General features: G+C 61.9%; 18 protein-coding genes and 1 pseudogene. 7 read left to right on the forward strand and 12 right to left on the reverse strand.

The window, feature by feature from the left end; genetic code table 11:
* Positions 1-132: 132 nt before the first annotated feature.
* The 3 genes from JWR51_RS10565 to hemH all read left to right on the forward strand — a co-directional run bounded on the left by JWR51_RS10565 (position 133) and on the right by hemH (position 3,881).
* Entirely contained in the window at positions 133-1,032 is a 900-nt protein-coding gene (locus JWR51_RS10565; protein ID WP_299747157.1) for a LysR family transcriptional regulator, read from the forward strand.
* A gap of 54 nt (positions 1,033-1,086) precedes the next feature.
* Complete coding sequence (locus JWR51_RS10570; protein ID WP_299747453.1) at positions 1,087-2,769, forward strand: DUF1007 family protein; 1,683 nt, start codon at positions 1,087-1,089, stop codon at positions 2,767-2,769.
* 86 nt (positions 2,770-2,855) lie between these two features.
* Positions 2,856-3,881, forward strand: coding sequence for a ferrochelatase (hemH, locus tag JWR51_RS10575; protein WP_299747159.1), 1,026 nt, complete (start codon positions 2,856-2,858; stop codon positions 3,879-3,881).
* Positions 3,882-3,887: 6 nt separating this feature from the next.
* Here the strand turns inward: hemH and JWR51_RS10580 are convergent, their stop codons facing one another.
* From JWR51_RS10580 to JWR51_RS10590, 3 genes are all read right to left on the reverse strand, one after another.
* Positions 3,888-4,292: an SH3 domain-containing protein gene (locus JWR51_RS10580; protein ID WP_299747161.1), complete on the reverse strand. Its 405-nt coding sequence runs from the start codon at positions 4,290-4,292 to the stop codon at positions 3,888-3,890.
* A gap of 102 nt (positions 4,293-4,394) precedes the next feature.
* Complete coding sequence (locus JWR51_RS10585) at positions 4,395-4,715, reverse strand: SH3 domain-containing protein (protein WP_299747163.1); 321 nt, start codon at positions 4,713-4,715, stop codon at positions 4,395-4,397.
* A gap of 405 nt (positions 4,716-5,120) precedes the next feature.
* On the reverse strand, positions 5,121-5,480 hold the full coding sequence (locus tag JWR51_RS10590) for a hypothetical protein (RefSeq protein WP_299747165.1): 360 nt from the start codon (positions 5,478-5,480) through the stop codon (positions 5,121-5,123).
* Between the two features lie 224 nt (positions 5,481-5,704).
* On the opposite strand from JWR51_RS10590, the gene JWR51_RS10595 reads away from it, so the two are divergent.
* Positions 5,705-6,181: a hypothetical protein gene (locus tag JWR51_RS10595; protein WP_299747167.1), complete on the forward strand. Its 477-nt coding sequence runs from the start codon at positions 5,705-5,707 to the stop codon at positions 6,179-6,181.
* A 100-nt stretch (positions 6,182-6,281) separates the two neighbouring features.
* On the opposite strand, the gene JWR51_RS10600 is transcribed toward JWR51_RS10595, so the two are convergent.
* The gene (locus JWR51_RS10600) at positions 6,282-7,265 is read right to left on the reverse strand and encodes an RES family NAD+ phosphorylase (protein WP_299747169.1); all 984 of its coding nucleotides are present in this window, start codon (positions 7,263-7,265) and stop codon (positions 6,282-6,284) included.
* Between the two features lie 26 nt (positions 7,266-7,291).
* Here JWR51_RS10600 and JWR51_RS10605 point away from each other — a divergent pair, with 26 nt between their 5' ends.
* Both JWR51_RS10605 and JWR51_RS10610 read left to right on the forward strand, forming a co-directional pair.
* A complete protein-coding gene (locus tag JWR51_RS10605) occupies positions 7,292-8,179 on the forward strand; it encodes a hypothetical protein (protein WP_299747171.1) in 888 nt (295 codons plus the stop codon).
* A gap of 19 nt (positions 8,180-8,198) precedes the next feature.
* Positions 8,199-8,888 carry a hypothetical protein gene (locus JWR51_RS10610; RefSeq protein ID WP_299747172.1) on the forward strand — a complete coding sequence of 230 codons (690 nt, stop codon included), beginning with the start codon at positions 8,199-8,201 and terminating at the stop codon, positions 8,886-8,888.
* A gap of 77 nt (positions 8,889-8,965) precedes the next feature.
* On the opposite strand, the pseudogene uvrB reads toward JWR51_RS10610, so the two are convergent.
* Positions 8,966-11,452, reverse strand: a pseudogene (gene uvrB / locus JWR51_RS10615) (excinuclease ABC subunit UvrB); the annotation flags it as partial.
* Between the two features lie 384 nt (positions 11,453-11,836).
* Between uvrB and JWR51_RS10620 the strand changes: the two are divergent.
* A complete protein-coding gene (locus JWR51_RS10620) occupies positions 11,837-13,966 on the forward strand; it encodes a methyl-accepting chemotaxis protein (protein WP_299747176.1) in 2,130 nt (709 codons plus the stop codon).
* Positions 13,967-14,207: 241 nt separating this feature from the next.
* Here JWR51_RS10620 and JWR51_RS10625 read toward each other — a convergent pair whose 3' ends face one another.
* From JWR51_RS10625 to JWR51_RS10655, 7 genes are all read right to left on the reverse strand, one after another.
* Entirely contained in the window at positions 14,208-14,975 is a 768-nt protein-coding gene (locus JWR51_RS10625) for an amino acid ABC transporter ATP-binding protein (protein WP_299747178.1), read from the reverse strand.
* A complete protein-coding gene (locus JWR51_RS10630; protein ID WP_299747180.1) occupies positions 14,972-15,652 on the reverse strand; it encodes an amino acid ABC transporter permease in 681 nt (226 codons plus the stop codon). Before JWR51_RS10630 ends, JWR51_RS10625 begins: the two co-directional genes overlap by 4 nt.
* Before the next feature lie 222 nt (positions 15,653-15,874).
* Positions 15,875-16,648 carry an amino acid ABC transporter substrate-binding protein gene (locus JWR51_RS10635; RefSeq protein WP_299747182.1) on the reverse strand — a complete coding sequence of 258 codons (774 nt, stop codon included), beginning with the start codon at positions 16,646-16,648 and terminating at the stop codon, positions 15,875-15,877.
* 312 nt (positions 16,649-16,960) lie between these two features.
* Positions 16,961-19,375 carry an EAL domain-containing protein gene (locus JWR51_RS10640; RefSeq protein WP_299747184.1) on the reverse strand — a complete coding sequence of 805 codons (2,415 nt, stop codon included), beginning with the start codon at positions 19,373-19,375 and terminating at the stop codon, positions 16,961-16,963.
* A gap of 203 nt (positions 19,376-19,578) precedes the next feature.
* Positions 19,579-20,163 (reverse strand): peptidase inhibitor family I36 protein, encoded by a 585-nt coding sequence (locus JWR51_RS10645; RefSeq protein WP_299747186.1) that lies wholly within the window; start codon positions 20,161-20,163, stop codon positions 19,579-19,581.
* Positions 20,164-20,412: 249 nt separating this feature from the next.
* Complete coding sequence (locus tag JWR51_RS10650) at positions 20,413-21,135, reverse strand: SH3 domain-containing protein (RefSeq protein WP_299747187.1); 723 nt, start codon at positions 21,133-21,135, stop codon at positions 20,413-20,415.
* A gap of 152 nt (positions 21,136-21,287) precedes the next feature.
* On the reverse strand, positions 21,288-21,980 hold the full coding sequence (locus JWR51_RS10655) for an SH3 domain-containing protein (RefSeq protein WP_299747189.1): 693 nt from the start codon (positions 21,978-21,980) through the stop codon (positions 21,288-21,290).
* Between the last annotated feature and the right edge of the window lie 25 nt (positions 21,981-22,005).

Here is a 22,005-nt window from a genome sequence, read left to right on the forward strand (position 1 = left end):
AGTCTATCGTTAATCGTGGCACGACCAAGCCCCGTTATTGTTCACCGGACGCAGATGAGTTATGCGTCCATGGATGCCGAAACGGAGCACCGGATTGGCACCGCAATCGCCGACAGGCCGGAGTACCGGGCAATGACCCAAGACCTCGCGCGCATCCGCGCCTTCGTGCAAGTCTTTGACTCCGGCGGTTTTTCCGCGGCGGCGCGACAGCATGGGCGCTCCAAGGCGCTGCTCTCCAAATATGTCACCGATCTCGAGGACTATCTCGGGGTGCGGTTGATGAACCGAACCACGCGCAAGTTGAGCCTGACCGAGGCGGGCGAGGCCTATTATCGCGAATCCAGTTCGCTGCTGCAGCAACTGGACGATCTGGACGCCACCATCACCGACCAGACCTCCGAGCCACGCGGGCTGCTGCGGGTTTCGGCGCCGCGCAATTTCGGCGAGGATACGCTGGCGCCCGCGATCTTTTCCTATCTGGCCAAATACCCCCAGGTGACACTCGATCTGCGGCTGGAGGACCGCTATGTCGACCTGGTCGACGAAGGCATCGACGTGGCGCTGCGGATTTCGACCATGGCCGACAGCTCGCTGATCGCCCGCAAGATTGCCGACATGCACATCATCATCGGCGGCGCGCCGTCGCTGATCATGCTGCATGGCGTGCCCAAGCATCCCGACGATCTGCGCAATCTTCCGTGTATCGTCGATACCAACCTGCAGGGCCAATCGAACTGGCGGTTTTTCGAGGACAGCAAGACCGTATCGGTACCGGTAACCGGTCCGGTGCGGGTCAATTCGCCACTGGCGGCGCGCCAGGCGGCGATCATGGGCCTTGGCTTTGCCGCATTGCCGTCCTACCTCGCCGATCCGAAAGTGGCGTCGGGTGAACTCGTGCCGGTACTGACCGATTTTGTGCCCACCGGGCAGACGCTGCAGGCGGTTTATCCGCATCGCCGGCATCTCGCAGGTAAGGTCCGCGCATTGATCGATCACCTGGTCGACTGGTTCGCTACGCACCCGATTTCTTAGGGGTAGCAGTTGGCGATCATCGAGTTCGGACGTCGGGCAGCGGCGCGGCTGGTGGTGCTGTGCGCCATTGCTCTGGCACTGGTTTTGCCGGCTGCAGCGCATCCGCATATTTTCATCGATGCCAAGGTCACGGTGGTGTTCAACGACACCGGCGAAATCGTCGGGCTGAAGCACAACTGGACTTTCGACGAGGCGTTTTCGTCCTGGGTGGTGCAGGGCCTCGATACCAATGGCGATCGCGAGACCAGTCCCGAGGAATTGCAGCCGCTCGCCGATGACAACCTGAAGGGCCTGACGGAATACGGCTTTTACACTTATGCGGGCACGCAGGATAAGCCTCTGAAATTCACCCCCGATGGCGACCAGCGCTTTGTCTATGAGAACGGCCGCACGACGCTGACCTACGGGTTGACGGTGACCAATCCGCAGCCAATGGCCAACCGGTTCGAACTGGGGGTTTATGACCCGGATTACTACGTGGCTATCACCTTTGCGGATGCCAGTGACGTGGTGCTGGAGAATGCGCCGGCCGGCTGCGGGGTGACCATGGAGCCGCCCAAAGATATGGACCCGGCGGTGCAAAAGCGGCTGTTTTCGCTGGGGCCGGATGTGGTTGAACTGCCGCCCGACCTGGCCGCGGCGATGCGCGGAACGCAAGGCACGATCGTCATCACTTGCAATGGGGCGGCGCCGCCAGTGCCGGTTTCGGCGCTGGATGCGGTCAACCAGGTGGCGCAGGCGCCGGCGCATTCGCCCGCGCTGCCGTTCGGCGGACCGCCGAAAGAGCCGGGACTGAACCTGCCGCGTACGCCGTTCTCCGATTGGCTGTTGGTGCAAGAGCGCAATTTCTATCTGGCGGTAAACCAGTCCCTAGCCGGGCTCAAGACCGATTGGACGGCATTTTGGCTGCTCGGCGGACTGAGCTTTCTTTATGGCGTGGTTCACGCGGCGGGCCCTGGCCATGGCAAGGTGGTGATTTCGTCCTACGTCCTTGCCAATGATACGCAAGTACGCCGCGGCATTCTGCTCAGCTTCATTTCGGCAATGATCCAATCGTTGGTCGCGGTAGTTTTCGTGCTGATCGCCGCCAGCGTACTCAACATGACCAGCATGGCGATGGACGTCGCGGCCAACTGGATCGGTGTCATTTCCTACGGCATGGTCGCGCTGTTGGGACTGTGGCTGATCGTGCGCAAGGTCTTCGGGCTGGGCCATCGGCATCATCACCACGCGCCTGATGACATGGCTACGAAGGCGCGTGCACATCTGCATGACGATCACGCGCACGATCATCATCATCATGGAGCGCACGACCACGGTCATCATGACCACGAGCATCATCATCACGACCAAGACGAGCACGGGCATGCGGAGCATGATCATGACGGGCACATGCATATCGTGCCCGCGAGTGCCACGACCGGTAGTTGGCGCGAGCAGGTCGGGGTGGTTTTATCGGTGGGCCTGAGGCCATGTTCCGGTGCACTGGTGGTGCTGGCCTTTTCCTTGTCGCAGGGATTGCTGGGAGCGGGCATCCTGGCGGTATTCCTGATGGGTATCGGTACTGCGATCACAGTGGCTGTATTGGCGACCATAGCCGCGACCGCCAAGGGGATGGCACTGCGCATCGGGGGCATTGATAATCCGTGGACTGCGAGGGTCCTTTGGTGGGCAGAGCTCGCAGGGGCGGTCGCGGTCATGTCCTTTGGCATATGGCTTGTCATGGAAAGTCTCTGAGCGCGACCCATCGCCGCCTTGCGATTGGGGCGAGAGCGGCTATGGTGCGGCCAATTTCCTAGAACCTTTCCAGACTGCGGCGCTCCATGTCCGATCACCTGCCTGCCAATCATCCCCCCGTGGCCAAGCCCAAGATCGGCGTGTTGCTGCTCAATCTCGGCACGCCCGAGGCGACGGACTATTGGAGCGTGCGGCGCTATCTCAAGGAATTCCTCAGCGATCCGCGGGTGATCGAGACGCCGCGCCTGCTGTGGTGGCTCATTCTCAACGTGATCATCCTGTCGTTCCGGCCGCAAAAGAGCGGCCACGCCTATGCGCAGATCTGGGACAAAGAGAAGAATGAGAGCCCCCTTCGGGTAATCACGCGGCAGCAGACCGAGAGCTTAGCTCGGCGCATGGGCGGCGAGGATAACGTGGTCGTTGATTTCGCCATGCGCTATGGCAATCCCTCGACGCAGGAGCGGCTGGAGGCCTTGCAGCAGGCGGGGTGCCAGAAGATACTCCTGATGCCGCTCTATCCGCAGTATTCGGCGACCACGACGGCGACCGCCAATGACAAGGCGTTCGAAGTGCTCGGCAAGATGCGCTGGCAGCCGGCAGTGCGCACGGCGCCGGCTTATTTCGACGATCCGAAATATGTCGAGACGCTGGCGCGGTCGATCGAGGAGGGCGTGGCAAAGTTGGATTTCGTACCCGACCTGGTGGTCACCAGCTATCACGGCATGCCGGTGGAATATCTGGAGCGCGGCGACCCCTACCACTGCCAGTGCCTAAAGACGACGCGGCTGGTGCGTGAGCATCTGGGCTGGGACAAAGACAGGCTCATGGTCACGTTCCAGTCCCGATTCGGCCGGGCCAAATGGCTGGAGCCGTATACGGACGTGACTTTAGCAGCGCTGCCGGGGCGGGGGATAAAGAAGATCGCCATCCTGGCGCCGGCGTTTTCGGCGGACTGTATCGAGACGCTGGAGGAAATCGCCATGCAGGGGCGGGAGACGTTCATGCATGCCGGCGGCGAGCAGTTCGCCTATATTCCGTGTCTCAACGATAGTCCCGGCGGCATGGACATGATCGAGTCCATGGTCCGCCGGGAGCTTTCAGGCTGGCTTTAAGCTAGATTAGAAGCCGACGCAGAACGAAGCGTTCTGGCCCGAGACGCAGGTGTTGATGCCGACGGTGTTGTGGGTGTTCCAGCCGCCGTGGTTGTTGCCCCAGCCGCCATTGTTGCCCCAGCCAGTGTGGCGGCGATGGTGGCGGTCGCGGCCCCAGCCGTTATCGGTGGCGAGGTAGCTGGCGGAGACCCAGCCGTCGCGGCCGGGCTTGGAGACGTGGCACCAGTTGCCCGAGCAATAATCGATATCGACCGCCTGGCCATACTGGACCGACGAGATGACCGGGTAGCCGGTGCCGGCGCCGGCACGCACATTGGCATTGCCGGTGACGACGCCAGGCGACGCCATGGCGGCGGAGGCGGAAGCGACGAGAACGGCGGCGGCGAGCAGGGCGGTGGTGAACTTGTTCATGGGGTAATCCCTCTGTGTGTCTGGTTGCGGCAGTCGTCTGCCTTGGACACACTTATGAGGGGTGGCGATTGAACGGTGCCTGAGGGGTCCGTTCATCTGCGTTCAGAATGGGAAGCGCCGGTGGTGGCCGAACCCAAGCGGATCCTCGAACAGGAAATCGGGCGGGGTGGCGTTCACCTTGGCGGCCTGCCCGACCAGATAGCTGGCGCGGACCCAGCCGGTATCGGTGACGAGGCACCAGGCGCCCGAGCGGGTGCAGCGCTCCAGCGTCACCTCGGTGCCATTGGGCAGCACGCCGATGCTGGCATAGCCCGAGCCGGGGCCGCTGCGCACCTGGATAGTGCCGCCGCTGACCCGCGCGGTGGACTGGGCCAAAGCCGGCGTGGCGATGAGGGCGATGGCAAGGATGAGGGCGGCGCGCATGATGCTCGTTCTCCGAAGGGCGCAAGGATGGAGCGCGCCCGCGGCGAATTGATGGCGACATGCACAAGCGCCGCACGGCGCGGAGCCTGCGGGGAACACGGCGGTGAGCGGCTTTCGCCTCTGGGGAATTTTAGAGTGAGACGAAAGCCGCTCACCACGATCGGTTTTTGCTGCATGCGCATCGAGCGGCCACCCTTTTGGGGCTGGCTATCGGGCGCGTTTCCCCTGGGAGCAAAGCGCTCCGATGGTTCCCGCACCGGGCCGGGCCGGTTGTCAGCGTCCACACATGAGCCGGGCGACCCTGACTCCACCGTCTTCCCGCTCGGCGCTTCGTCGGCGCCGCGTGTGTGGCGGGAACAGGGGCATCATCGCATGGGATTTTGGCGCGGGGACAAAAGGGACAAGTCAGTCCTCGCCAAAGGTCCACCACTCGCCCTCGTCGAGCTCGAACTCCTTGTAGTAGAGGCCTTTGAAGGCGCCCAGCGCGGCATCGGCCTCGTCCAGCCGCAGCAAAAGGTCGGCAAAGCTGAGCGTGGCATCGGGAGGGAGGCGGGCGAGGCGGCGGCCGAAGGGTTCGCGCGAGACGACGCGAAAGGTTTCGTCGATGAGGTGGGCCACCAGCGCGACCAGCACCGGCGGCGCGGGTTTTTCGGGATGCGCGCGGGCGCGGACGCCGAGATCGCGCAGCGCCGGCTCGAAGCGGGTTTGCAGGCTCAGGTAACGGATCACCAGCGGATAGGCGACGCGCTTGTCGTGGTCGAGCATGGGGTTTTCTCCGCGGGGGCGGAGGAGTTTAGGCGCGGGGGCAGGGGGCGGGGAGAAGTTTTGGGGATTTTGGGCCATCGGCCCGGAGGGCGTTGGGCGTGGGGGTGGGGCTGATTGACAGGGTGCAGCCGAACATCGACACCTTGCGCACCTTATGAACGCGACGATCTGATGATGGGCGGCCGCCAATCGGCGGCGAGCCCTGCAGACAGTGGAGAAGGGCGATGAAGGCAGGTGGACTTGCCGCAATCCTGGGCTTGGCGGTGGCGCTGACCGGCGCGGCCAGCGGGCAGCAGGTGCCCCACGGCTGGGTGCTCGAGGAAGACGCGACGACCGGCGTCAACGATATCTTCCTCTACTGGTATGACCAGCAGCGCGACAAGGTGTTGGTGTCGATCAACTGCCAGGAGGGGTATGGTGACGTGACGTTCACCGCCTATATGGACCGGCCCGAAGGGGCTGCGCCGCGCGAAGTGGTGCTTGTCGATGGCGACACGCGCCACGGTCTGGAGGCGATCAGCGGGGAGGTCGGCGGGCGCTATTCGGTGGGCGGGATTACCAGCTTCGGGCCGGAGTTGAGGGAGCTGTTGAGCGGGCAGTTTACCGTGCTGGTCGATGGGGTGGAGGTGGGCCAGTACTCGACCAAGGGCGCGCGGGAGGAGTTTGCGCGGATTATTGGGGCGTGTCCGGCGGGGGGCTGAGGCGACCTGGGGTCGTGGCGCGATCTGGGGATGGGTTCCGGCCTGCGCCGGAATGACCGCTACAGAAAACTCACCGAGATGGTCATCCAGCTAGTTGTTGCTAATCGAATAGAGGGCCAAATCTAATTTTGTAGGACGCGCTCTTCAATGTGGCTCGATTAATTCCAACAACCTCAATATCTTTTGCCAGAATGGGGGATCCAAAGATGCCGACATTCGGACTATCGCCGTCGCGCACTAAATTAAAAAAGGACGGGTACCAAATCCCGTCGAACCCCGCCATTCTCGCTGCGTCTGCAATCTCACGTGTATACTTGTATCCCTTGGAATCGCTGGTGAAAAGAAATTTCATCGCCATTCCTGTGCTCTCAAACGGTGTGCCAACCTCATCAATTTCGGCCGCTAAATCGAGAAGATTTAGGTCCCTCTTGACGTTCAAGATCGCCACAAAGCACTCGTCGGTTATCGCTATGCGACACTCGTGTATGCAGGTATCAAGGTCTTCAGAGGCGTAGAACACACGAGTTCGATGAGTGTCCATCCTTCCGCATTGTCCTCGGCGATATGGTGCTGTGTCGTACTGTTTCACCTGTTCTTCAAAGGGTGGAAGTATATTTTTTCGAATGCGGAACAGTCGTGTGCCCTGATGCAATTTGCGCGTTGGAAATTCTTTAATAATGTCTCGCGCGGCGATCTTGCGTGACCAGAAAGACCTTAGTCGGTTCAATGGCTCAATTTCGCCGATACGCCAGAGGGGAGGCCCGTAGTGAAAGAAGCCCTCGCCAATAAACTTCTGGATCAAGTCAGCATCCTCTGACAACCATACGGGAAATTGGACACCCCGCTTGCCCAGATGATGCTCATTGGAGATGATTCTGTGCGCTCCGCCGAAGTCGGCTCTATACCAGCTCCCGTTCCAGAAATATTCGACGGCTAGGTCTCTCGCTTTTTCTAAAGTAAGTTTTGCGCCCGTAGTTTTTTTGCAATTTTGACATTCACGATTATCAAAAAAACCGATGCGTCTTGCTTCTTCTTTTAGGCCGAAATCTGTAAAACAATCTGAGCAGATGAACTCGACGCTCACGGCAACTCCTGCATGGAGGTATAAATTTGGGCGAGGCAAAAAAGAAAGCTCGACGACACGCCGCGATTTTGAACGCGGAATCCGCCTGCATCTACTGTGGCGGAGAAAACCTCGCCACCACAATAGACCACATGCCACCTCGTGTTCTCTTCCGCTCCTCGCAGCGCCCCAAGGGGTTGGAATTTCCCAGTTGCCGCGCCTGTAATCTTGGAACGAGCGCAGCGGACTTAGTCGCCGCACTTTTTGCGAGGACTTTCCCTGGCATTGAAAATGAAAGAGACGATCAGGAGTGGGCGAGGCTAATGCGCGAGGTTTCTCGCATGGTGCCTGGGTTAATTGAAGAGATGTACCTGAGTGAGAGGGATATGAATGCCGTCAGGTTAGAACTAAGTCTGGCAGAGAACGAAGCGGTATTCTTTGCAGGAGGACCAATTGCTTGGGCGCATATGACCGCCTTTGGAGCAAAGGCTGGATTTGCGCTGTACCATGAAATCACGGGGCAGATTGTTTCTCCCCAAGGCGGGGTTCAGGTGCGATGGTTCACCAATGAAGAGATGCTATCTGGAGAGGCTCCCGAAATCTTGTTGGCCAGAAACGGCGCTTATCAGTTCACAGCGCAAGGCAAGATTACCTCGAAATTTGAATTTGAGTATAAGGTCGCTGAGGCAGAGTACGCTCCCGGCGTGATGCTCTTGGCTATAAAGTCACGAAGCGCGTTCGCGCACGCCATTTTCGTAGCATCGGATGCGAAAGCATTACCTTTTCTTGAAGCAGACCTGGCAATTTTTCGGCCGGGCGATTTTCAACGCCCTATTGACATCAATGTTGCCGCACCAATTTCCAAGAAGGCATGGGTCAACGAAATAGTTTCAGAAAAACGCGGGCGCCGTATACGGAGTCGTTATTTCAACTAATTGCGGAAATCTTGCGAAAATGGTGGAATTGGAAGACCCGTGGCCGCCAAGATATGTCTCATATCCGGCCGCTCAATTTATGATGAGGCGCACTGAGCATAGAGAGTTCAATGCATTATACCATGAGTTGGCGCGACGGGCCATAAATGGAGCAAGAGGAAAAAGGAAAGAAATATATGGGAAGTATATTGATAAGAGGCAATATTACCTCGAGAATTTTTTATGTCGCATTCACGATATATTTATTCAGTATTATGAGGAAATTGCGGTAGAAATTTTGTGGTCAAAACTCCATCAAAGCGAAGAGCAGGATGGGGAGAAACGTTGGGCTGCGCGCGAGACTATTGAAAGAACCGTTAGTTCGAAGGCCGCAAAACGCATCTCCGACTTCGTTAGTTTTGTTTCCACCGAAGGTGGTCAACAGGTCGCCATCAACGCCACAGAAATTACCTTAATCGCCACCTTAGGAGCGCTCCGAAATCTCATAGTTCACAATGACGGCGTTCCCGACGCGCGGTTCTTGGCGAGAGTTGCAGAAACAGATTTTCGATTCGAGCTCCAAAAGGGCGGGCGCGTTGAAATAGAAGAGTCTTGGTTGCTTGAGGGGGCGCAGATCTGTGATGCCATGGTATTTCGTTTCGACCAGCATGTGGTGGAACACTTCTCGCTACCAGCACGCGATCGATTTGGGTTATTTTGGATTAGATAGGTCAATCCGCCAGTTCTGTCTTAAAAACTAAATGATCCTGTGCCGTCCTGCTAGTTCACCTCTCCACTCAACGTATCCAACTCCATCTCCCGCAGCCGCTTGACCTCGTCGCGCAGACGTGCCGCCTTTTCGAACTCGAGGTTCGTGGCGGCTTCGCGCATTTGGGCTTCCATGTCCTTGATGACGGCGGCGAGGTTGGCGCCGACCTGGACTTGTTCCTTGCCGTCGCGGCCTTTGCCAATGGAAATCGTGACGTGGTCGCGTTCGTAGACGCTGTCGACGATGTCGTGGATGTTGGAGCGCACCGAGGCGGGGGTGATGCCGTGTTCGGTGTTGTAGGCGACTTGCTTTTCGCGGCGGCGGTTGGTTTCGGCGAGGGCGCGTTCCATAGAGCCGGTGGTGCGATCGGCGTAGAGGATCACCTTGCCGTCGACGTTGCGGGCGGCGCGGCCGATGGTTTGGATCAGGGAGGTTTCGGAGCGGAGGAAGCCTTCCTTGTCGGCGTCGAGAATGGCGACGAGGCCGCATTCGGGGATGTCGAGGCCTTCGCGCAACAGGTTGATGCCGACGAGGACGTCGAAGCCGCCCAAGCGCAAGTCGCGGATGATTTCGATGCGCTCGATGGTGTCGACGTCGGAGTGCATGTAGCGCACGCGAATGCCCTGTTCGTGCAGGTATTCGGTCAGGTCCTCGGCCATTTTCTTGGTGAGAACCGTCAGGAGCGTGCGGTAGCCCTTCTTGTTGGTCTCGCGGATTTCGTCGACCACGTCATCGACCTGGGCCTTGGCGGGGCGGATTTCGACCGGGGGATCGATCAGGCCGGTGGGGCGGATGACCTGTTCGGCGAAGACGCCATCGGTCTGGTCCATCTCCCATTTGCCGGGGGTGGCCGAGACATAGACCGATTGCGGGCGCATGGCGTTCCACTCCTCGAAGCGGAGCGGGCGATTGTCCATGCAGGAGGGCAGGCGGAAGCCGTATTCGGCCAGGGTCGCCTTGCGGCGCAAGTCGCCGCGATACATGGCGCCGAGCTGGCCGATGGTGACGTGGCTTTCATCGACGAAGACCAGGGCATTATCGGGGAGATATTCGAACAGCGTCGGCGGCGGCTCGCCGGGGCGGCGGCCGGAGAAGTAGCGGGAATAGTTCTCGATGCCGGCGCAGGAGCCGGTGGCTTCCATCATTTCGAGATCGAACAGGGTGCGCTGTTCCAGGCGCTGCGCTTCGAGGAAGCGGCCGGCGCCGTTGAGCTCCTGCAGGCGCGCGGCAAGCTCGGCGCGGATGGACTTGATGGCCTGGTTCATGGTGGCGCGGGGCGTCACGTGGTGGCTGTTCGCGTAGACGCGGATGAAGGTGAGGTCGGCGGATTTCTTGCCGGTGAGGGGATCGAATTCGGCGATGGACTCGATCTCGTTGCCGAACAGGGAGACGCGCCAGGCGGCGGCTTCATAGTGGGCGGGGAAGATTTCGATGGTATCGCCGCGGACCCGGAACGTGCCGCGGACGAAGCCGGTGTCGCCGCGCTTGTATTGCAGGGCGACCAGCTTGGCGAGCAGCTCGCGCTGGTCGATTTTTTGGGCCTTGGCGAGATCGACGGTCATGGCGGTGTAGTCTTCGACCGAGCCAATGCCGTAGATGCAGGAGACCGAGGAGACGATGATGACGTCGTCGCGTTCGAGGATGGAGCGCGTGGCCGAGTGGCGCATGCGGTCGATCTGCTCGTTGATGGTGGATTCCTTCTCGATATAGGTATCGGTGCGCGGCACATAGGCCTCGGGCTGATAGTAATCGTAGTAGGAGACGAAGTATTCGACGGCATTGTCGGGGAAGAAGGACTTGAACTCGCCATAGAGCTGGGCGGCGAGGGTCTTGTTGGGGGCCAGGATCAGCGCGGGGCGGTTGGTTTTGGCGATGACCTGGGCGGCGGTGAAGGTTTTGCCGGAGCCGGTGACGCCGAGCAGGACCTGGTCGGTTTCGCCATTGTTGACGCCTTCCACCAGCTCGGCAATCGCGGTGGGCTGGTCGCCGGCGGGGGTGTAGGGGGTGACCATGCGGAAGGGCATGGAGGCGGTGCGGACCGGGCGCGTCGGGCGATGCGGCATCCAGGGGGAGGAACCTTCGACCTCCTTGCGGCCATGCAGGATGATCTGTTCGAGGGCTTTGACGGTGGCGGTGACGCCGACGGTCTGGGCGTCCTCGACGGTGCGGCTGGAGCCGGATTTGGAGCGGGCACTGGAGAGGGCATCGCGCAGTTTACCGATGGTTTCGGGATCCTTGGCGGCGGTGCGGGAGATGTCGCGGGCACTCATCGCCTCGGGCGAGGGCATGTGGCCGAAGCCGGCCTGGGGGCTTTCGCCCATGCCGTCGAAGTCGATGCGGTCGACGGAGTTGATCTTGGTCTTGCCGGTCTTGGGGGCCATGCCGGTGACGGAGTCGTGGCTGGACTTGGTGGTGCGGCGCTTCTCCAGCGCGGTCTTTTGGCGCGCGGCTTTGGCCTCGGCCTTTTCGGCGTCCTCGCGGGCCTTGGCTTCGTCCTCGACAACTTTGCGGGCGGCCATGTCCATGGCGCGCTTGTTGAGCAGGCGCTCCTGGGGGAGGCGCTTGTTGGCGCTCATGTCTTCGGCTTTTTCGATTTCGCTGAAGAATTCGTCGATGGAAAATTCAGCCTTGCCGGGACGCGAGGACTTGTCGGCCATGGAACACCGTGATGCTTTTGAGAAGCCAGTATGTGGGGAACGCCAGCTCGGAATGCAACGTTCCGCACAGCCTAACATGGCATGAACGGAGAGGGAACGGGCCTGCTGACAGTTCGTGTCAGCACGGATGCCCACTGGGCTGAGCTCGCCTCTTTTGGCTGTTTTGATGCGATGGCATCGTCTGGCGCGCGCGTTAACCATGTTTACGTGAACAAGGCGTAGCTTTCCGGGATTGCACAGAAGAGCATTGCCATGTCCGGATTGCCCATACGGTTACGCCTGACCATCGTCGTCCTATTATCTTTGCTGCCCGTCGTGCTGCTCGGCTATCTGTTTTATGCACAGAGCGACAAGGATATTGCCTTCGCCTCCAAGGAAAATCTGGGTGTCAGCTATCTGCGGGTCGTGGTGCCGGATCTGTCGGCTATTGCGAGCGACAGCGGGAGCGTGCCGGCAAGTGTCGCGCTGGACGCTGCGGCAACCGCCTACGATACGGCGATGATGTCGGCGCCGCAGGCCCAGGATTACATGGCCGCGCGCCTTGCACTGGCGGCCGACAAGAGCGGCGCAGCGCAGGCGCGGGACGCGGCGATCGCGCTGGTCAACCGGGTCGGCGACAAGTCGAACCTGATCCTCGATCCGGATCTGGACAGCTATTACGTGATGGATTTGATGCTGCTCAAGCTGCCGGCCGCAATCGCAGCGGGATCGGCGTTGCTTGACGAAATGGGCGCGGCCAAGGGGGCGGCGAGCCTGGCCGACAGCGATCGCGTGGCGATGGTTGCGGATGTGGGGGCCTTCGATGCGCTGGTGGCCGGTGCGCAAGCCTCGTTCGCAGCGGCGGCAGGTGCCAGCGCCGACGGCTCGGTGGCCGAGGAATTGCAGGCGGGCCTGGATCAATATGCAGCGGCGGCGGGCGCCTATAGCGCCGCGCTCGGCATCGCGATCGGCGGTCTCAGCGATGAAGCGACGCGGGCTGGGACCGACCTCGGCCCAGTGGCGGCAGCCCATGCCGCGTTCCAGGATGCAACGCTGGCGTCCTGGAAATCGAGCGCAACAACGCTACAACGGCTGCTGGATGTTCGCATTGCCGGCTTCCAGTCCAAGCTCTGGACCATGCTGGCTCTGGCAGCGGCCCTGGTTTTTGCGGTGGTGGCGACTTCATGGTGGATGTCGCGATCAATCGTGCGATCGATCAATCGGCTACAGGCCAGCATAAGACAGGTCGCCGACGGGCAGGCCGATGATGAAATCGCCGGCGCCAACGGCAAGGATGAACTCGCGGCGGTGGCACGAGCGGTGGCGCATCTGCGCGACCAGACCATTGCGCGGTTGCAGGCTGCTGACGCCATCAAGGAGATGGAGCGCGATAGCGCCAGCGAAGCAGGGCGCATCGCTTCCCTCGAACGGCAGCGCAATGAGCAGAACCTGGCCGCGCTGTCCCAGGAGCAGCGCCGGATCGTCGATAGTTTGATGTCCGGACTGAAAGCGCTGGCCGCCGGCAATCTGGGCGTGCGGATCGACGCTCAGGTGTCCGGCGAGTTTGTGGCTGTTCGCGATGCCTTCAACCAGACGGTGGAGCAGTTCTCCGGCATTATCGGCCAGGTGCATGGCGCCTCGGGTGCGCTCAAGAGTGCGACCGACGAGATCCTGGCTGGCGCCAACGACCTGGCGGACCGGACGATGAAACAATCGAGCACGGTGGAAGAAACCTCCGCCGCGATGCGCCAATTATCGGCGACGGTGCGGGAAAATTCGGGCCGCGCGCAACGGGCGAGCGAGCTGGCTCAGAATGCCTGCGCCACGGCCGCCGAGGGCCGCATGGCCGCGACCGAGGCGACGCAGGCGATGGATCGGATCCGCGAGGCGTCCGACCGCATTTCCAATGTCATTGGCATGATCGACGATATTGCCTTTCAAACCAATCTGCTGGCGCTCAATGCCTCAGTCGAGGCGGCGCGGGCGGGGGAGGTGGGCAAGGGTTTTGCCGTGGTGGCGGTAGAAGTGCGGCGGCTGGCCAAAGGCGCGGCCGATGCCTCGACCGAGGTCAAAGCCATGGTCGGCAAAAGCACGATCGAAGTTGCTACCGGCTCGCGACTGGTCGTCGATCTGGCGGCAAAGCTGCAACTGATCCTGGAATCGGTCGAGGAAAATTCGGCGCTGATCGGCGACATCGCCTCGGCCAGCCGTGCACAGGCCTCCTCACTGGAGGAGGTCAACACCGCGGTCAACCAGATCGACGATATGACCCAGCACAACGTGGCCCTGGTGGAGCAGACCAATGCAGCCATCGCGCAAACGCAGGCGCAGGCGGCCGATCTCGATCGTATCGTGGAGGTGTTCGAGCTGAAGGGAAGGCGGGTTGCGCGCGCCGCGGCCTAGGACCAATCGACATCCAACTGATGCTGGCCTGCAAATGTCAGTGTTCGCTTGCGCGGACCTTCGGTTCTGCGCTTCCGGTCCTCCCGTACCGGAATGTACGCTCCGGTCCGGTTCTCGAAAGCCGCCATTTTCGGCTCATCCTGAGCTGAATGTCGATTGGTCCTAGCGGAAGCTGCGAACGTTGAATGACAGACATTGAAATCTGCCAGTTGACGGTATCTCGCCGGACACGAAATGCTGTCTAGGCCTGAGGCGGTGTTTCCACCTGTGCCCCCAGCGTCACCACGAACTGCTTCGTGCGTGCCTGAACCGGTGCGTTGAACACCTGGCTTGCTACGCCGGCCTCAACTATCTCCCCACGCTCCAGGAACACCACGTCGTGGGCGATCGTCGCGGCCAGGCGGAGGTCGTGGGTGGCGATGAGCATGGTGGTGCCTTCGCGGGCGAGCTGGACCAGGACGTCGACGACTTCACCGGCGAGTTCGGGGTCGAGCGCCGAAGTAGGTTCGTCGCAGAGCAGGACTTTAGGCGAAGGCGCGAGGGCGCGGGCGATGGCGACGCGCTGTTGCTGGCCGCCGGAGAGGTTTGTCGGCCAGGCGTCGGCCTTGTGGGCCATGCCGACCTTGTCGAGGAGTTCGAGGGCGCGGGTGCGGGCTTTGTCCTTGGGCCAGTTAAGGACGGTCAGCAGGGACTCCATGACGTTTTCCAGCGCGGTCTGATGCGGAAAGAGCTGGAAGTTCTGGAACACCATGCCGGTATGGCGGCGCAGGCGCAGGATGGCGTCGCGGTGGGGGCGGGAATGGGGCTGGAAATCGAGCACCGCGTCATCGATCTGGACGCGGCCGGACTGGGGGATTTCCAGCAAGTTGACGCAGCGCAGCAGGGTGCTCTTGCCGCCGCCGGAGGGGCCGATCAGCGCGGTGACGCCACCTTCGCGGACGGCGACGCTGACGTCCTTGAGAACCTCTAGGTCGCCGAAGCTTTTGTGGATGTGGTCGAGGGTTATCACGATGCGGCCTCCATATGGCCGCCATAGCGGGACAGGCGTTTTTCCAGACGGGTCTGCAGGGTGGAGAGGACGGAGCTGAGCGCAAGATAGATCAGGGCCACCTCGATGTAGATGATCAACGGCTCGTAGGTGGTGGCGACGATGCGCTGGCCGGCCTGGAACAGCTCGGGCACGGTGACGGCGGCGGCCAGCGAAGTGTCCTTGATCAGGGCGATGAAGGTGTTGGAGAGCGGCGGTACGGCGATGCGGCTGGCCTGGGGCAGGATGGTGCGGCGCATGGCTTGGGGCCAGGTCATGCCGATGGAAAAGGCGGCTTCCCACTGGCCCTTGGGCACGGCGGTGATCACGGCGCGGATGATCTCGGAGGTATAGGCGCCGACATTGAGGGTGAAGCCGATCAGCGCGGCGGGGAAGGCGTCGAGCACGATGCCGATGCTGGGCAGGCCATAAAAGATGAGGAAGAGCTGGACCAGCAGGGGCGTGCCGCGGATGACCCAGACGTAGAATTTGACGATGGCGGACAAGGGCGCGGGGCCGAACAGGCGGGTGATGGCGGCGATGAAGCCGACGGCGAGGCCGAGGGCAAAAGAGAGCAGCGTCAGTGGCACGGTGAAGAGGATGCCGGCGCGCAGCAGCGGCAGCAGGGAGGTCAGCATCAAGTCGAGCCAGTGCGGCATGGATGGGTTCCCCGTGAGACGCGGATGAGTCTCGATAGCATTAGTGGGTGGTTGAGGGGAGGGGCGGTTAGTTATCGGGCGCGATCTAGCTCTATGCTCCCTTCCTTCCCGCGGGCTTCCCGCCGCTCGTGCCGGGTTGAGAGTGGCCCGCGGGTCAAGCCCGCGGGAAGGTCGGTGGGTGGGGCGGCCTCAAGGGTGCGCCCCACGGGCAAGGTGAGAAGATTATTCGGAGACGTCGGCGCCGAAATATTTCTGGGAGATCGTGGCGTAGGTGCCGTCGGCCTTGATGGCGACGAGGGCGTCGTTGATGGCGGCGAGCAGTTCGGGATTGCCCTTGGCGATCAGCACGCCGGAATAATCGGCATTGTCCTGGGTGGCGGCGATCTTCACATTGGCGTCGGGCTTGTGCTTCTTGAAGTCGAAGAAGGAGAGGCTGTCATTGATGGTGGCATCGGCGCGACCGTCGATGACCAGGGCGATGGACTGATCGAAGCCATCGGTGCCGACCAGTTCGGCGCCGCTCTCGGTGGCGAGCTTGCCGAAATTGCTGGTCAGGGTTTGGGCCGACTTCTTGCCGGCGAGATCGGCGAAGCTGGTGATGTCGGTATTGTCGCCGCGCACGACCAGAACGGCCTTGGAGGCGATGTAGGGTTCGGAGAAATCGTATTTGGCCTGGCGCTCTGGATTGATGCCGACCTGGTTGATGACGGCGTCATAGCGCTTGGCATCGATGCCGGCGATCAGGCCGTCCCACTTGCCTTCGACGAACTCAGCCTTGACGCCGAGGCGCTTGGCGATTTCCTGGCCGATTTCGACGTCGAAGCCGACGAGAGCGCCGGTATCGTCATGGAAGGTGAAGGGCGCGTAGGTACCTTCGGTGCCGATGCGCAGGGCGCCGGCGGACTTGATGGCGTCGAGGCCCGATTGCGCAAAGGTTGGGGTCATCACCGCCAACTGCAGCAGACCCAAAGCAATAATCGACTTTACCAGTTTCATGTTTGTCTCCTTGCAGCGCGCATTTTTCCCACGGCGCAAGGTGATCTATAGGCCCGGACAAGTCTTCGCCATCGCTGTTGCCAGCAATAAGCAGGATGTTTCCGCGGCAGCGCCCAAGGCGCATTGGCATACTCAGGATCGGGATTTTGGGGAAACGGCGGTGCTGGCGAATAGTGGCTGGCGGCCGCCCGGAGGCGACCACCAAGAGCATTTCCTGCTTTGATTGAATCAAAGCAGGAGCTCTCAGTTTTTTAATTGTCGTGTTTCCGAACCGGAAAACCGCTTCGCACTTTTCCTGGAAACGCTCTGGGATCAACTTACCACGCGCAAGGGTGTCGGGATGTCCCAGCCCAGGCCCTCGATGGTGGTTTCGCGGCCCTCGGTGATGTGAGCGAAGGTGGAGATGGCAGCGGGGCGGCTGAGCAGGAAGCCCTGGGCTTCACCGCAGGTTTCGCCGCGCAGGAAATCGAGCTCTTCCAGTCGCTCGATACCTTCGGCGACCACCGGCAGCTTCAGGCCGGCGCCGAGGCCGAGGACGGCGCGGACGATGGCGGCGGACTGCTCGTTGCTGTCGACCGACTTGATGAAGGACTGGTCGATCTTGATCTTGTCGAACGGGAAGGCGCGCAAATTGGCCAGCGAGGAATAGCCGGTGCCGAAATCGTCCATGGCGATGCGCACGCCCAGGGCCTTGATCTGGCGCAGGCTGATCAGGGCGCGGGCGATGTCGCGGACCAGCGCGGTCTCGGTGATCTCGATCTCCAGGCGCTCGGGGGCGAGGCCGGTCTTGCGCAGGGTTTCGGCGATCATTTCGGGCAGTTGGGCGCTTTGCATCTGCACCGCGGAGACGTTGACGGCGATGGAGAGGGGGCTGGTCCAGCTGGCGGCCTCCTCGCAGGCGGTGAGCAGGACCCACTCGCCGATCTGCATGATCAGCCCGCTTTCCTCGGCGACGGGGATGAAGACGTTTGGCGAAATCTGACCCTGGCGGGGATGGGACCAGCGGACCAGCGCTTCGAACCCGGTAACCAGGCCCGAGGCGATATCGACCTGGGGCTGATAGACCAGATGCAGTTCCTGGCGGGAAATGGCGTGGCGCAGGTCGTTTTCCATCAGGCGGCGCTCGCGCACGGCGGTGCCCATTTCGGTTTCGAAGAAGCGGTAAATGCCGCGGCCGTCATGCTTGGCGCGGTAGAGCGCGGTATCGGCATGGGTGACCAGGTGCTGGGGATCGTCGGCATTGTCGGGGAACAGCGAAATGCCGATGGAGGCGGAGATCATGGTGCCGTCGGCGGCATCGCGATTGGCGTCACGGAAGCCGTCGAGAATGCGCTCGGCGATGCGGCCGGCGCGGGCAGGGCTGCCAATATCGGGGATGATGACGGAGAATTCGTCGCCGCCGATGCGCGCCGCAAAAGCCTTGTCGCCGATGGAGGAGAGCAGGGACTGTCCGACCCGGCGCAGCAGGACGTCGCCGGCGGGGTGGCCGAATAGGTCGTTGACCTCCTTGAAGCGGTCAAGATCGAGGCACAGCACGGCAAAGCTCTGGCCCTGGCGCGTTGCAAGGGCGATTTCGCTTTCCAGATGGCGGTTGAAGCTGGCCCGGTTGGGCAGGCCGGTCAGGGCATCGTGATGGGCGAGGAAGCGGATATGCTGTTCGGCCTGGCGGCGAGCGCTGAGATCGCGCACGGCCACGACATGGTGCGGCTTGCCGCCGTAATCGACCTCGCGCAGGATCACCTCGACCGGAACGCTGACGCCATTGGGGCCCATGAGATCGGCCTCGACGGCGACATTGTGCCGGGCAAGGAGGGCCGAGCAGGTGGCGCTATCGAAATAGGCCGATAGCGGCTGGCCGGTGACTTCGGCGTCGTCTTGGCCGACCAAGGCGCGGAAGCTGGCATTGACGGTGACGATGGTGTCGTCGAGGCAGACCATGAGCCCCTCCACCGCCGCATCGGCAAGGCCGCGCATGCGGTGGCCTTCGAGCGCGGTGCGCTTTTCGTCGCGCAGATCGAGGCGCAGCGCCATCAGGGCGGTGAGCAGGACCATGATACTGCCGACCGCGACCGCGAGCGCCAGATGTTGGGGGGTCGCGTCGGCGGCGCTGACGATGGCATAGCAATTTTGCAGGCCAGCGGCGCCCATGCCGGTGAAGTGCATGGCGCAGATGGCAATGGTCAACAGGACGGTGCCGCCCAAGTGGGATTTGACGCCGGTGCCCAGAGAGGCGGACAGCAGCGCCGCGGCGCCGAACACGATGGCGAGGATGAGCGAAGACGCCACCAGGGTGGAGTCCCAGACGATATTGCCGCCGATCATCAGCGCCACCATGCCCACATAGTGCATGCCGGCGATGCCGATGCCGACTATGGCGCCACCCAGGGCTTTGTCCGAGCGGCGATTGCCGACTGTGGCGACCCAGAAGCCGGCGCCGGTGACGACGATGGCGAGCGCTAGCGACAGCAGCGTCATCCATAGATCGTAGCCAGTGGGCATGCCGATGGCGAAAGCCAGCATGCCGACGAAATGGGTGGCCCAGACGCCGAAACCGACGGAGCCGGCGGCGATGGCCAGCCAGACGGTGCGCATGCGGCCGGGACCGATTTTTTGCGCGTGGCCCAGCAGCGAGATGCCCGCGAAGGCCGACAGCGCGCAGATGACGGCGGCCAGCGCAACCAGGCGCAGGTCATGATGGAAGAACAGCGTGGTGAGGACGGTTTGCATGAGGGTCTCGCGTGAATTGCGAAGACCATCAGCGGGGCTTGGTAAAAACGCTATGAAGTCCGGTCAGATATGATCGAGACCGGGCGCAATATGGCGGGATTAGTTAATGACCTCAGACTGATACCAGTCAAAAGCGGGCTAGTATCGTGCGCTCAGGACAAACCGGCATTTTCGCCTCAGCCAGAGCTGACTGTCGATTGGTCCTAGTATACGCGGATCGAGGAGACTGCGTCGTTCAGGTAGCGGCCCAGGACCGGTTCGCTCTTGATGATGCGGGTGCAATAGGACTGGAAATCGCTGTCGCGGCAGACGGCGGCAGAGGCCGAGCCACTGACGGTCACCGAAGAAAAGCGGTTGTCCAGATGGTAGAGCAGCAGGTCGTTGAAGACGCGACCGGAGCCGACGCAGAGCGAAGCGCCGGTATAGTTGCGGCCTTCGAAGAAGCAGACCTCGCCGCCGCCGTAGCCATAATTGAGGCGGGGGCCGGTGAACGGGTCGGCCGAGGAGAGACCGAAGCTCAGCTTGGAGATCTGGGCCCAGCCGCGCTCATGGCCTTTGCCGACCACGCACCAGCGCACAGTGCAGCGATAGACCAAGAGGGCCTGGTCGGCGGCGATGGCGCCGACAACGTCATAGGGGCCGCCGGGGCCTTCGCGCAGGGTCAAGTCCTGCGTGCTCCAGGCGGGCGTGCCATATCCGGGACCTTCGGCCATTGCGGGTGCCATTGCGAACAGCAGGACCAAAGGCGCAATCAGTGCAAGCAGGATTTGGCGCGTGCGCAGTACCATGAATCAAGGCTCCCGGGATCGGCGTAACATGGCGCGATAGTAGCGCGGGCGGTTGCCACATCCAAGCCGCATTTACCAAAGGCAAACAGAAAGCGCCACCCCGAAGGATGGCGCTAATTCAGCTGAGGCTGGCCTGTAGGTGCCGGTTTTTTTTGCGCTTCCGGTCCTCACGTACCTAAACGTACGCTCCGGTCCGGGTTCTCGAAAACCGGCACTTTCGACTCAGCCTGAGCTGAATTGCGATGGTTGCTAGCGGATGCGCAGCGAGACCACGTCACCGAAGCTGGTGAGCGAGGAGGCGCTGGTGGTGTAGGTACGGCAATCGCGGAAGTTGCGATCGGCGCAGACCTGTACGCTCAGGCCGTCCTCATTTTCCATCGACTGGAAGGCGCCGGCCATGCGGCCAAGGTCGCGGACGCTGTCGCCCGATTCGTAGCATTCACTGTCGCCGCGGAAGCGGGTGCGATCGTAGAAGCAGACTTCGGCGTTCTGATAGACGGGTGGGCGCGGGCCGGGGCCGTTGCCATTGCCATTGCCGGGGAAGTTACCGTTGCCGGGGAACGGGCCGTTGTTGCCCGGACGCGGGCCGGGGCCGTTATTGCCGTTGCCGACGCCGATATTGATGTTGGGACCGCCGGGGCCGCCCACGGAAAAGCCGAAGGACAGGCCCGGATTGCCCGGATTGACCGGACGGCCACCGGCGCTCAGGAACTGGGCCGAAACCCAGCCGGAAACGCGACGGCCCTCGATGTAGCAGAAGCCGGCGTCGCAGCGCTGCACGTCCACCTGCGTGCCACTCGGAATGGCGGTCACGACGGCATAATTGGTGCCGGGGCCGGAGCGCACATTGACATTGGAGGTGACGACGCCGGGCGCTGCCTGGGTCGCGGGAAGGAAGGTGAGTGCGGCAGCGGCGGCGACGGCAAAGCCGGTGACGAGGTTGAGCAGCATTCTGCGAGTTTGGCGGTTCATCAAGGACGCTCCATGGATGGGCTTAGTCAGTGTGCCCAGGAATCGGGCACAGGCAGGTGACGCGGATGTTGTGCTAGCAACGGGGCGCCGGTGCAAAGGGTTCCTGCGCCGGGCCTGATTGTCGGGCCGTCGCGTCGGCGACAGCCTCGAGTTCAGTACACCTCGAGCGAGGAGACGCGGCGGTCAATCTGGTTGGGCAGACGCGACTGGCTGGAGCGCAGGGTGGCGCAGGCCCCTTCCAGATCCTCGTCGCGGCACAGGTCGACGCGGGCACGGCCGAAGATTTCTACCGAGCGGATTTCATTGTCCCAGTCGTCGGGCAGGTAGGCGTAGCTTTGGCCACGATCAACGCAGAAGCTGTCGCCGCGGAAATTGGTGCCGCTATAGAAGCAGGCCTGAGCGCGCTGCGAGGGCTGGGGGCGCGGTGGGCGCGGCTGCTGCTGCGGCGGGAATGGGCCTGGATTGTCGTTGCCGAAACCGAAATCGAAGTTGAAGCTGGGACCGTTGTTGTTGTTGCCGCCATTATTTCCAGGCTGAGGCGCCTGGTTGCCGGAATCGACGCCGATATTGGGCGTCGGGATAATGCCCTTGAAGGTGATGAAGTCCTTGCCGATCCAGCCGGTAAGACCGCCCCCCGATACCTTGCACCACACGCCGTTGCAGCCAAAGATGTCGAGCTGCTGCGAAGCGCCAATCGTGCCCAACAAGGCGGCACCGGAATTGGGCTCGGACAGAACCTGGGCATCTTGCCTGGTGACGCCCGGCGTGGCGAAAGCTGGGGTGGCCAAGGCGACTAGGGACATCGCGGCGGCGAAGGCGGCAATGGCGAGGCGGAAGGTGGGCATGAGGGACTCCCGGAAGTTGGCCGCA

Origin of the sequence: Devosia sp., assembly GCF_028290625.1 — a bacterium.
In the GTDB taxonomy this organism is placed as follows: domain Bacteria; phylum Pseudomonadota; class Alphaproteobacteria; order Rhizobiales; family Devosiaceae; genus Devosia.